The sequence below is a fragment of the Streptacidiphilus anmyonensis genome (assembly GCF_000787855.1).
In the GTDB taxonomy this organism is placed as follows: Bacteria; Actinomycetota; Actinomycetes; order Streptomycetales; family Streptomycetaceae; genus Streptacidiphilus; species Streptacidiphilus anmyonensis.
The window spans coordinates 48,247-60,040 of record NZ_BBPQ01000039.1 but is presented as its reverse complement, the minus strand read 5'-3'; the positions used below and the strand labels follow the sequence as shown (position 1 = coordinate 60,040).

12 protein-coding genes are annotated in these 11,794 nt (G+C 71.9%); 5 read left to right on the top strand and 7 right to left on the bottom strand.

The genetic code is table 11. The annotated features are described in order from the left end of the window. Positions 1–62: 62 nt before the first annotated feature. Positions 63–587, bottom strand: coding sequence for a GtrA family protein (locus TR50_RS27525; protein WP_042427653.1), 525 nt, complete (start codon positions 585–587; stop codon positions 63–65). A gap of 240 nt (positions 588–827) precedes the next feature. Between TR50_RS27525 and TR50_RS27520 the strand changes: the two genes are divergently transcribed. The 4 genes from TR50_RS27520 (at position 828) to TR50_RS27505 (ending at position 5,541) form a co-directional block, all read left to right on the top strand. Further along, positions 828–1,946, top strand: a complete 1,119-nt coding sequence (locus TR50_RS27520; protein ID WP_042427739.1) for a 5-(carboxyamino)imidazole ribonucleotide synthase — start codon at positions 828–830, stop codon at positions 1,944–1,946. Continuing rightward, on the top strand, positions 1,943–2,470 hold the full coding sequence (gene purE, locus TR50_RS27515; protein ID WP_042427650.1) for a 5-(carboxyamino)imidazole ribonucleotide mutase: 528 nt from the start codon (positions 1,943–1,945) through the stop codon (positions 2,468–2,470). The genes TR50_RS27520 and purE overlap by 4 nt, the downstream gene beginning before the upstream one ends. 8 nt (positions 2,471–2,478) lie before the next feature. Then, on the top strand, positions 2,479–3,681 hold the full coding sequence (locus tag TR50_RS27510) for a dipeptidase (protein WP_042427647.1): 1,203 nt from the start codon (positions 2,479–2,481) through the stop codon (positions 3,679–3,681). Between the two features lie 222 nt (positions 3,682–3,903). After that, positions 3,904–5,541: an amidohydrolase gene (locus tag TR50_RS27505; protein WP_042427643.1), complete on the top strand. Its 1,638-nt coding sequence runs from the start codon at positions 3,904–3,906 to the stop codon at positions 5,539–5,541. Between the two features lie 19 nt (positions 5,542–5,560). Here TR50_RS27505 and TR50_RS27500 read toward each other — a convergent pair whose 3' ends face one another. Then, a complete protein-coding gene (locus TR50_RS27500; RefSeq protein WP_369405787.1) occupies positions 5,561–6,199 on the bottom strand; it encodes a MerR family transcriptional regulator in 639 nt (212 codons plus the stop codon). 86 nt (positions 6,200–6,285) lie between these two features. Between TR50_RS27500 and TR50_RS43675 the strand changes: the two genes are divergently transcribed. Then, positions 6,286–6,996, top strand: coding sequence for a monooxygenase family protein (locus tag TR50_RS43675; protein WP_063775151.1), 711 nt, complete (start codon positions 6,286–6,288; stop codon positions 6,994–6,996). Here the strand turns inward: TR50_RS43675 and TR50_RS27490 are convergent. From TR50_RS27490 to TR50_RS27470, 5 genes are all read right to left on the bottom strand, one after another. Then, complete coding sequence (locus TR50_RS27490; RefSeq protein WP_042427637.1) at positions 6,968–7,378, bottom strand: CoA-binding protein; 411 nt, start codon at positions 7,376–7,378, stop codon at positions 6,968–6,970. The two genes, TR50_RS43675 and TR50_RS27490, sit on opposite strands and share 29 nt — an antisense overlap. Positions 7,379–7,443: 65 nt before the next feature. Further along, positions 7,444–8,772: a UDP-glucose dehydrogenase family protein gene (locus tag TR50_RS27485; RefSeq protein ID WP_042427634.1), complete on the bottom strand. Its 1,329-nt coding sequence runs from the start codon at positions 8,770–8,772 to the stop codon at positions 7,444–7,446. 79 nt (positions 8,773–8,851) lie between these two features. After that, positions 8,852–10,225 (bottom strand): nucleobase:cation symporter-2 family protein, encoded by a 1,374-nt coding sequence (locus tag TR50_RS27480; protein WP_042427631.1) that lies wholly within the window; start codon positions 10,223–10,225, stop codon positions 8,852–8,854. A gap of 147 nt (positions 10,226–10,372) precedes the next feature. Then, the gene (locus tag TR50_RS27475) at positions 10,373–10,777 is read right to left on the bottom strand and encodes a nuclear transport factor 2 family protein (RefSeq protein ID WP_042427627.1); all 405 of its coding nucleotides are present in this window, start codon (positions 10,775–10,777) and stop codon (positions 10,373–10,375) included. 41 nt (positions 10,778–10,818) lie between these two features. Further along, positions 10,819–11,736, bottom strand: a complete 918-nt coding sequence (locus TR50_RS27470) for a zinc-binding dehydrogenase (protein WP_042427624.1) — start codon at positions 11,734–11,736, stop codon at positions 10,819–10,821. Between the last annotated feature and the right edge of the window lie 58 nt (positions 11,737–11,794).

Here is an 11,794-nt window from a genome sequence, read left to right as displayed (position 1 = left end):
GGGCGGCGGGCTGTGCCGGACATCCGGCACAGCCCCGCGCCCCTTGAGGTGCTGCGGCCTGCTCAGCGGCGGTGGCTGACCGGTGCGCTGCGCTTGACCTGCTCCGCGGCCAGGATCTGCTCGGCGGCCTCGAGGGCCTGCTCCGCCTGCGGAACGACGCGGAAGACCCAGGTGCGGTAGGCCCAGAAGCGGAACACCGTGGCGACGCCGATGCCGATGACGCTGCAGACCAGGCTCTCCAACTTGGTGTGGAAGTCCAGGCCGTACGTCAGGACGAAGAGCACGCCGTTCTGGATCACCAGGCCGATCGCGCTGAAGACCAGGAACAGCGAGATCTCGCGCGAGCGCGTCTTCTTGTCCGCGTCGCGGTAGACCCAGTAGCGGTAGCCGACGTAGTTGGTCGCGATCGCGATCAGCGTGGCGACGATGTTGGCGCGGACCGTCTGCATGAAGTCCAGCAGGATGCCGAAGCTGATCAGCTGGATGACCACGCCGGATATCCCGACGATGCCGAACTTGGCCACCTCGTTCAGAACCCGGCGCAGAGCACTCGGCGTACGTCCGCCAGTGAGGGGGGAAGCGGTCATGGCTGCAGGATCCGTCTCTACTCGGCTACTGGGCGCAGGCTCATGGGTGCCGCGCTCGACGCGCAGGTGCGTGTGCCGTACACGACGATAGTCGGCTCGCCGGTGTGACAAATACTTCTCCTGTTAAATCCTCACGGAACTCTGCCCCTTGCGCACCTTCACAACCTGCCCCACGACCTGCGCGGATCTGATCATTCCGGGGACCGATACCCTTGCGGTGTGACTTTTCCGGTAGTGGGCATGATCGGTGGCGGGCAGCTGGCCCGAATGGCGCACGATGCGGCGATCCCGCTGGGGGTGCGGTTCAGGCTGCTCGCGGACACTCCGCAGGACTCGGCCGCCCTCGTGGTGAACGACGTCGTCCTCGGTGACTACCGCGACCTGGAGACCCTGCGCCGCTTCGCCGCCGGGTGCGACGTGATCACCTTCGACCATGAGCACGTACCCACGGATCACCTGCGCACACTCCTCGCGGGGGGTGTGAACGTCCGTCCGGGGCCGGACGCGCTGGTGTTCGCGCAGGACAAGGGCCTGATGCGGGCCAAGCTGGACAGCCTCGGCGTGCCCTGCCCGCGTCACCGCCTGGTCGCGGACCCGGCGGACGTGACCGAATTCGCCCAAGAGGGTGACGGCTATCCGGTCGTGCTGAAGACCACCCGCGGGGGGTACGACGGCAAGGGCGTCTGGGTGGTCCAGAACGAGGCCGAGGCGGCCGAGCCGTTCCAGGCCGGTGTGCCGGTGCTCGCGGAGGAGAAGGTCGACTTCGTGCGCGAGCTCGCCGCCGGCGTCGTGCGCTCCCCGCACGGACAGGCCGTGGCGTACCCGGTCGTCGAGTCCGTCCAGAAGGACGGCATCTGCCACGAGGTCGTCGCGCCCGCGCCGAACCTGTCGGCGGACCTCGCCGCCGAGGCACAGGCGCTCGCGCTGCGCATCGCGGGCGAGCTGGACATCACCGGCCACCTTGCGGTCGAGCTGTTCGAGACCCGCGACGGCCGCGTGCTCGTCAACGAGCTCGCGATGCGTCCGCACAACTCCGGCCACTGGAGCATCGACGGCGCGGTCACCTCGCAGTTCGAGAACCACGTCCGGGCCGTGCTGGACCTGCCGCTCGGCGACCCGCGTCCGCGCCAGCCGTGGACGGTCATGGTGAACGTGCTCGGCGGCGACTACCCGGACATGTACAGCGCGTACCTGCACTGCATGGCGCGCGACCCGGGACTGCGCATCCACATGTACGGCAAGGACGTGAAGCCCGGTCGTAAGGTGGGCCACGTCACAGTGTTCGGCGACGACCTGGAGGACGTGCGCGAGCGCGCCCGCCACGCCGCCGCGTACCTTCGAGGGGACATCACAGAATGAGCGAGCAGCCGCTCGTCGGCATCGTCATGGGCTCGGACTCCGACTGGCCCGTCATGGAGGCCGCCGCCCAGGCGCTGGAGGAGTTCGAGGTCCCCTTCGAGGTGGACGTCGTCTCCGCGCACCGGATGCCGCGCGAGATGATCTCCTACGGTGAGGCCGCGGCCGGCCGGGGCCTGAAGGCGATCATCGCGGGTGCGGGCGGCGCCGCGCACCTGCCGGGCATGCTCGCCTCCGTCACCACGCTGCCGGTCATCGGCGTCCCGGTGCCGCTGAAGTACCTGGACGGCATGGACTCGCTGCTGTCGATCGTGCAGATGCCGGCCGGCGTCCCGGTCGCCACCGTCTCCGTCGGCGGCGCCCGCAACGCGGGCCTGCTCGCCGTCCGGCTGCTGGCCGCGTTCGACCAGGACCTGGCGCAGCGCATGGCCGAGTTCCAGCAGGAGCTGAACGAGCAGGCCGCCGAGAAGGGCCGCAAGCTGCGGTCCAAGGTCGGCAGCGGCGCGAGCTTCGGCTTCGGGAGCTGAGCGCGGGGATGGCCGACGCCGAGCTGCTGGCCCGGGCGATGGAGCTGCTCGCCGAGCACCCCATCGTCGACGGGCACAACGACCTGCCCTGGAAGCTGCGCGAGCAGGTCCGCTACGACCTGGACCGGCGTGACATCGCCGACGACCAGCGCAGCCACCTGCACACCGACCTCGCCCGACTGCGCGCCGGCGGCGTCGGCGCGCAGTTCTGGTCCGTCTACGTGCCCTCCACCCCGTCGCGGATGGAGGGCACCGACGCGGTCACCGCCACGCTGGAGCAGGTGGACTTCGTCCACGCCCTGGTGGCGCGCTACCCCGAGCAGCTGCGGCTCGCGCGGACGGCGGACGAGATGGAGGCGGCGCGGGCGGAGGGCAAGGTCGCCTCGCTGATGGGCGCCGAAGGCGGCCACTCCATCAACAACTCCCTCGCGGCGCTGCGCGCCCTGCACGCCCTGGGCGTGCGGTACATGACGCTCACCCACAACGACAACAACGACTGGGCGGACTCCGCGACCGACGAGCCGAAGGCGGGCGGCCTCACCCGCTTCGGCGAGGAGGTCGTCAAGGAGATGAACCGCCTGGGCATGCTGGTCGACCTCTCGCACGTGTCCGCGGACACCATGCGGGCGGCGCTGCGGGTGACGGCCGCGCCGGTGGTCTTCTCGCACTCCTCAGCGCGGGCCGTCTGCGACCACGTCCGCAACATCCCCGACGACGTGCTGGCCGCCCTGCCCGCCAACGGGGGCGTGGCGATGGCGACGTTCGTCCCGAAGTTCATCCTCCCCGAGGCGGTCGCCTGGACGCGGCGGGCGGACGAGAACATGGTCGCCCACGGCTTCCACCCCCTCGACCTCTCCCCGCAGGGCCTCGCCGTCCAGGCGGAGTTCGAGGCGGCGAACCCGCGCCCGGTCGCGACGGAGTCGACGGTCGCGGACCACCTCGACCACATGCGCGAGGTGGCCGGCGTCGACCACATCGGCCTCGGCGGCGACTACGACGGCACGGCGTTCACCCCCCAGGGGTTGGAGGACGTGGCCGGCTACCCGAACCTCGTCGCGGAGCTGCTGCGCCGCAGGTGGTCGCGCGAGGACCTGGCGAAGCTGACCTGGGGCAACGCGGTCCGCGTGCTCCGCGACGCGGAGTCGGTGGCGCGCGGGATGGCGGAGGTCACCCCGTCCATCGCCACGATCGACCAGCTGGACGCCTGCTAGTTCTCGTTCCCGCCTGAAGTCGTGCGCCGCTTGGTGTGCCGCGACTTCAGGCGGCAGCTTCCGTGACCGGTCGCACCCCTGCGGCGGAGCCGCACGTCGGTACAGCCCACGGCCCCTGACGTGCTTGCTGACGTGTGGTCAAGTGGCGCTCCCCGCCTCCCGGCATATGCCCTGGCAGCGGTTAGCATTTGTCTGACGACGCCGTTGACAGGGGGAAACCGCATGGCGAACGACATCGACCTACTCTTCGTGGGCGGTCCCGTCATCACCATGGACGCCGCGCGGACCAGGGCGACGGCCGTCGCCGTGAGCGGACAGCGGGTGCTGGCCGTCGGGCACGACGACCTGCTGGAGCTGGCGGGGCCGGAGACGGAGATCGTCGACCTGCGGGGCAGGGCGCTGCTGCCGGGGTTCCAGGACGCGCACGTGCACGCGGTCTACGGCGGCGTGGAGATGGGCGAGTGCGACCTGTCCGGCGCGACCGACCTCGGCGAGTACCGTCGCCGCATCGCCGCCTACGCGGCCACGCATCCGGCGCAGACGTGGATCACCGGGGCGGGGTGGGCCATGGAGGCGTTCGAGGGCGGGCAGCCGAGCCGCGCGCAGCTGGACGAGATCGTGCCGGACCGGCCGGTCCTGCTGCTGAACCGCGACCACCACGGCGCCTGGGCCAACACCCGCGCTCTGGAGCTCGCGGGCGTCACCGCGGAGACGCCCGACCCCGCCGACGGTCGGATCGAGCGCGAGGCGGACGGCACCCCGTCCGGCATGCTCCAGGAGGGCGCGACCAGCCTGGTCGCCCGCGTCGTGCCGAAGGGCACGGTCGAGGACCGGGTCAAGGGGCTGCTGCGCGCCCAGGCGCACCTGCACTCGCTCGGGATCACCGCCTGGCAGGACGCGATCCTCGGCGTCTTCAACGGGCAGCCGGACGTCTCCGACGCCTACCTCGCCGCGGCCTCCGACGGGCGGCTGACGGCGCGCGTGAACGGCGCGCTGTGGTGGGACCGCGAGCGCGGGGCCGAGCAGATCCCCGAACTGGTCGCGCGTCGCGACAAGCTGACGGCGGGCCGGTTCCGCGCCGGGTCGGTGAAGATCATGCAGGACGGCATCGCGGAGAACTGGACCGCGGCGATGACCGTCCCCTACAAGGACGCCTGCGGCTGCACGACCGCCAACAGCGGCCTCAGCTTCGTCGACCCCGAGGCGCTGAAGTCGCACGTGACCGAGCTGGACGCGCTCGGTTTCCAGGTGCACTTCCATGCGCTCGGCGACCGCGCGGTGCGCGAGGCGCTGGACGCCGTGGAGGCGGCGACCGCCGTCAACGGACGCCGCGACAACCGGCACCACCTGGCGCATCTTCAGGTCGTGCACCCGGACGACGTGCCGCGCTTCGCGCACCTCGGCGCGGTCGCGAACCTTCAGCCGCTGTGGGCGGCTCACGAGCCGCAGCTGGACGAGTTGTGCATCCCGTTCCTGGGCGGGGAGCTGGCGTCGTGGCAGTACCCGTTCGGCGACCTGCTGCGCGCGGGGGCGACGCTCGCGGCCGGCAGCGACTGGCCGGTGTCCTCGCCGGACCCGTGGCTCGGCATCCATGTGGCTGTGAACCGGGTCAACCACGAGGACGACCGTGAAGTCTTCCTGCCGGAGCAGCGCCTGGATCTGACCACCGCGATCGCCGCGTACACGGCCGGCAGCGCGCATGTGAACCACCTCGACGACACCGGGGTGATCCGTCCCGGCGCCCTGGCCGACCTCGTGGTCGTGGATCGCGACCCGTACGCCGGCCCGCAGGAGGAGATCGGCGCGACTCGCGCCCTGCAGACCTTCGTCGGCGGCGAGCGGGTTCACGCCGTCGGCTGAGGCGGGATCAGGTGCGGGATCAGGTCGACGACGGCGGGTGGAGCCGCGCCGACACGTCCTCGTGGGCGAGCCTGCGCAGTGACAGCAGCACCGGCTCGTACAGGACGGTGTAGGCGACGACGGCCTCGATCGCCTCGTCGATCGCCGGGTGCTCGTCGATGAGGCGGAGTTCGTTCTCCGCGATCGGGCGCAGCGCGTGCGCGTAGTCGCGCAGGGACGCGGTGGTCGTCTCGTAGCCGAGGGAGTTCAGCGTGATCAGCGCCTCGGTCAGCGCGTCGAGCGCGGGCGCTTCGTCGTGGATCTGCCAGCCGAGGTCGTCGCGGAGCAGCGCCAGCACCTCGGTGCGGCGCTCGCGCCAGGCCGCGCCCTCCGCGGTCTCCTCGGGCGGCGCCGTCACGTGCGGAGGGAGCAGGTACTGCGCGACGCCGAGCCGGGTGTGCCGGTCGAAGGCCGGATCGTGGGCGGCGGCGAGCACGTCGCGGGCCTGCGCGACGGACATCCCGCCGACCGTGAGCAGCGCCCGGATCAGCCGCAGCCGGCGCAGGTGGTCCTCGTCGTACTCGGCCTTGCGCGCGCTGACGGTCACCCCGGGCGGCAGCAGGCCTTCGCGCAGGTAGTATTTGACGCTCGCGACGGAGACGCCGCTGCGTTCGCTCAACTCGGACAGCTGCACGGGTCGACGGGCTCCGATCGGGTTCCGGGAATCGGTGGACGGGACGCCAAGGATAGTGTCACTATCCATGTATGCCTGACTTCGGCTCCGCCAGAGGTACACGCTCCCAGATCCTGCCTGAGTGGACCCGCCCGGGTCTCCCCACGGCGCCCGGCGCGGACACGCGCGGCGGTCTCCTGCACGGCCGTCACCTCGCCGACAGCGAGGAACCCGTCGCCGTCCTGCTCATCGGACTGCGGGTGAACCGCTGGCGGGCGGTCCGCCACTGGCTGCCCGCCCTCCGTGCCATGACACCGATGCTGAAGGAGCTCGCCGCTGACCCGGAGAGCGGTCTGCTCGGCTACCGCCTGCTGCTGGGGCCCGCTCCGCGCCAGGTCACCGTCGTCCAGTACTGGCGCCGCGCGGGCGACGTCCGCGCCTTCGCCACCGCCGCCGACCGCGGCCACCGCCCGGCCCAGGACGCGTTCTGGCGCCGCTACGCCCGGAGCAAGGGCGCCGTCGGCGTCTGGCACGAACTGCTCTCCGTCCGCGCCGGTGCGTACGAGGCCCTCTACGCCGACATGCCGCCGACCGGTCTCGGCGCGATCATGGGCCTTCGGCCCGCCGTCCCCCGCCCGGGCGGGCACGGCTACGCCCACGCCACCGAGGAGGAGGCCGCGGCCGGCCTGCACGCCGAGGCCGGTCCTCCGGAGGCCGGTCATCCGGAGGCCGGCCGTCCAGACGTCAGCAGCCCAGGGGCTGCTCGTCCCGAGGTCAGTCGCCCAGCAGCGGGATCTCGATAGCGGGGCAGCGGTCCATCACCATGTCCAGCCCGGCCGTCAGCGTCCGGTCGTAGGCGTCCTCGTCGACGACGCCGAGCTGGAACCAGACCGCCTTCGCGCCGACGGCCGCGGCCTGGTCGGCGACCGCGCCGGCCAGCTCGCTGTTCACGAACACGTCCACGACGTCCACCGGGAACGGGATCTCGGCGAGGCTCCGGTAGCCCTGCTCGCCGTGCACGGTCTCGGCCTTCGGGTGCACCGGCACGATCCGCTTGCCGAACCGCTGCAGCACCCGGGCGACCCCGTAGGCCGCGCGGTCCCGGTTCTCCGACAGGCCCACGATCGCCCAGGTGTCTCCGGACTCGGTCAGGATCCGCCGCACCGTCTCGCTGTCGCCGTACATCCGTCGCTCCTGTCTCGCGTCGCGTGCTCGGTCATAGTCCAACGCCGCGTGCGAGTGGTGCATTCCTACTCGCCCGGACGGCCCAGGGCGCGGTAGGTCCAGCCCGCGGCGCGCCACGTCTGGGGGTCGAGGGCGTTGCGGCCGTCGAGGATGCGGCGGTCGGAGACGACGGCGCCGAGCACGGCCGGGTCGAGCTCGCGGAACTCCTGCCACTCGGTCAGGTGCAGCACGACCCGGGCGCCGGTGGCCGCCTCCAGCGCGCTGTCGGCGAAGGAGAGACCGGGGAAGAGCTTGCGGGCGTTGTCCATGGCCTTCGGGTCGTAGACGGTGACCTGCCCGCCCTGGAGCTGGATCTGGGCCGCGACGTTGAGCGCGGGGGAGTCGCGCACGTCGTCGGAGTTGGGCTTGAAGGCCGCGCCGAGCACCGCGACGCGGCGTCCCAGGAAGCCGCCGCCGCACTGCTCCCGGGCGAGCTCGACCATCCGTGAACGGCGGCGCATGTTGATCGAGTCGACCTCGCGCAGGAAGGTGAGCGCCTGGTCCGCGCCGAGCTCGCCGGCCCGGGCCATGAACGCGCGGATGTCCTTGGGCAGGCAGCCGCCGCCGAAGCCGAGCCCGGCGTTGAGGAAGCGCCCGCCGATCCGGTCGTCGTAGGCGAGCGCCGCGGAGAGCTGCACCACGTCCGCGCCCGACGCCTCGCAGACCTCGGCCATGGCGTTGATGAAAGAGATCTTGGTCGCGAGGAAGGAGTTCGCGGCGGTCTTCACCAGCTCGGCCGTCGGGTAGTCCGTCACCAGGAACGGCACGCCCGCGTCGGTCAGCGGCGCGTACAGCTCGCGCAGCACGGCCTCGGCGCGCCCGCCCGCGCGGACGCCGGCCACCAGGCGGTCCGGGTGCAGGGTGTCCTGCACGGCGTAGCCCTCGCGCAGGAACTCCGGGTTCCACGCCAGCTCCACGCTCGCGGCGATCGCCGCGGGCGCACCCGCGGCGAGGCGGTCGGCCAGGCGCGCCGCGCTGCCGACCGGGACCGTGGACTTGCCCACGACGACGGCGTTCTCCCGCAGGTGCGGGGCGAGCAGGTCGAACGCGGACTCGACATAGCTCATGTCGCAGGCGAACTCGCCCTTGCGCTGGGGCGTGTTGGTGCAGACGAAGTGCACGTCGCCGAAGGCGCCGAGCTCGGCCCAGTCGGTGGTGAAGCGCAGCCGGCCGGACTCGACGTGCTTGGCCAGCAGCGGGTCGAGTCCCGGCTCGTACATCGGGGTCCGGCCCTGGGAGAGCGTCGCGATCTTCTCCGGGTCGATGTCCAGACCGAGTACCTCGTAGCCCAGCTCGGCCATGCAGGCGGCGTGGGTCGTACCGAGGTACCCGGTCCCGATGACGGTGATTCTCATGGTGAGGGAGCCTACCCGCTGCGGTTGCCCGCGCCCCTCCCCGTGCCGTCGGCGGCTCCGTCCGTCCGTCGCCGCGCGGTCAGTGCGCGGCGATCTGCCGTTCACGGGGCAGCTCGGCCTCCGGGGCCGTGTCGTCGCCGCGACGGCCCAGCTGGTTGAAGAAGACGTTCAGTGTGACGGCGACCAGGCAGCCCGCGCTGATGCCGCTGTTCATCACCGTCTGCACCAGCGGCGGGAAGTGGGCGTAGAAGTTCGGGGCCGCGATCGGCAGCACGCCGAAGCCCAGGGCCACCGCGACGGTCAGCAGGTTGCCGCTCTCGTCGAGCCGCGCGGCCGTCAGCGTGCGGACGCCGCTGGCGGTGACCGTGCCGAAGAGGGCGAGGCCCGCGCCGCCGAGGACCGGCTGCGGGACGACGCTGACCACCGCGCCGGCCACAGGAAAGAGGCCGAGCAGGATCAGGATCACGCCGCTGGCCGCCACGACGTACCGGCTGCGCACCTTGGTGAGGGCGATCAGCCCGATGTTCTGGGCGAAGGCGGTGGCGGCGAAGCCGTTGAGGCAGGCTGCCAGGACCGTCGCCGCGCCGTCGGCGCGCAGGCCGCCCTCGATGGTGCGCTCGTCGGCGGGGCGGTCCACGATCTCGCCGAGGGCGAGCAGGTCGGCGGTGCTCTCGGTCATCGAGACCAGCATCACGATGAGCATCGAGATGATCGCGCCGAGCTGGAAGGACGGAGCGCCGAAGTGGAACGGCGAGGGCATCGAGAAGACCGGCACCTTGCCGAGCGCGCCGAAGTCGGTCTTGCCGAACGGGATCGCCAGCAGCGTGCCGACGGCCAGGCCGAGCAGGATGCTGATGCTGCCCAGGAAGCCGCGCAGGAAGCGGTTGAGCAGCAGCACCACGGCCAGCGTCCCGCCCGCGAGCGCGATGTTGGAGGCGGAGCCGTAGTCCGCGGCGGCGGGGTTGCCTCCCTGGGCCCAGCCGGCCGCGACAGGGAAGAGCGAGAGGCCGATCAGGGTGATGACCGTCCCGCTGACCACGGGCGGGAAGAAGCGGTTGAACCTGGAGAACCAGGGCGCCGCCAGGAAGGCCGCGGCTCCGGCGATCAGCAGGGCTCCGTAGATGGCGGGCAGGGCCTGGCCGGGATGGGACTGCTTGACGATGGAGAGCATCGGGGCGACGCCGGCGAAGCTGATCCCGTTCACGAACGGCAGCCGGGAGCCGATCCGCCACACGCCCAGCGTCTGGAGCAGCGTGGCGAGGCCCGAGGTGAGCAGTGCGGCGCCGATCAGCACGGTCAGCTCGCCGCCGCTGAGGCCGACCGCGGTGCCGACGATCAGCGGTGGGGCGACCACGCCGGCGTACATCGCGGCGATGTGCTGGAGGCCGTAGGCGAGCAGTTTGGGCGGGGGCAGGAGTTCGTCGACGGGGTGGGGCGCGGGAGAGGCGGGCACTCGGGACCTCCAGAGGGTGGAACTGGGGCGAGGCGTTCTTCTCTCGAAATTCCGCGATGTGGTATCCGCTTTTCGATTGAAGGAAAACGTAGGTCCACCCAAGGGGAGCGTCAACAGATTGTTGAGGTATTTGGAGGAACCTCCACATCATCCGAACAGGGTGCGCTCGACATGCTGGGTGTCGGTGTACTCGCGAACCGAGACGATCATCCCGTCCCGCACGGTGAACACCCCGAGGCACCGGTTGTCGTAGACGTGGCCGTTCACGGTGACGCCCTTGGAGGTCCACTCGGCGACGACCTGCTCGCCGTCGGCGATCACGTTGGTCAGGGCCACCTCGGGGGTGCTGCCGGGCGCGAAGAGCGCGCCGGCTCCGCCCAGGAAGTCCTCCACGATGACGTCCCGGCCCCGCCAGACCCGGCTGAGCGGCAGGTCGCCGGGGTAGGTCCAGGTGGCGTCGTCGGCGAAGCTCGCCAGGACGGTGGGCAGGTCGCCTTCGGCGACGGCGTTGACGTAGTTCACGACGACGGTGCGGGGGTCGACGGCGGTCATGGTGGTGTCTCCTCAGCGGGTGAAGGGGGGCGGGACAAGGGTCAGGACAGGGTCAGTACGGCGTTGCCGCGGACGCGGCGTTCGCGCAGGTCGGTGAGGATGTCGGCGGTCTCGCTCCAGTCCCGCACCAGGCCGATCTCCGGGTGCAGCCGGTCCTGGGCGACGAGGCGCACCAGGGTGGCGAGGTCGGTGCCGTAGGGCCGGTCGTCGTCGGCGTAGCTGAAGTGACGGACGGTCGCGGAGACCGGACCGCGCAGCAGGTCGAAGAAGCTGACCGTGGCCGGCTCCCGACTGGCCTGGCCGAACCAGAGCAGCTGTCCGCGCGGCGCCAGTCGGGCCAGCGCGGCGGCGAGGTTCGGGCCGCCCGTGGACTCCAGGACCAGGTCGAACGGGCCCTCCGCGTCCTCGACGCGTCCGACCACGGTGGCGCCGAACTCCGCCAGCCGGGCGCCGCGTGCGGGCGAGCGGCTGACCGCCGTGAGCTCCGCGCCGGACGCGACGGCCAGCTCTGTGACGTAGTGTCCGACGCCGCCGGACGCGCCGGTCAGCAGCGCCCGGCGTCCCGCGAGCGAGCCCGCGGCGCGCAGCAGTCGCAGCGCGGTGAGGCCCGCCAGCGGCAGCGCCGCCGCCTGCACCGTCGTCACCCGGTCCGGCAGCTCGGCCAGCGAGGCGGTCGGGACCGCGACGTACTCGGCCCAGCCGGAGGCCGGCGGGTGGCCGACGACGCGCCGCCCCACGGCAGGCCCGCTGCCGTCCGCCGCGGCCTGGACGACCAGTCCGGCCACGTCCTTGCCCGGCCGCCAGCCCGGCGGCGGACTCTCCAGCACGAAGGTCTCGCCCCGGTTCACCGAGTACGCGTCGACCTTCACCAGGGCCTCGTCGCTGCGCGGCTCCGGCTGCGCCACCTCGCTGAGCACGACCGCGCGGTCCACCAGGCCCGTCGCCGTGAACGCCTTCACCGTCCTCAACTCCCTTCCGGGGAAACGTTGCTCCGATGACGAACAGCTAACCCGAGGC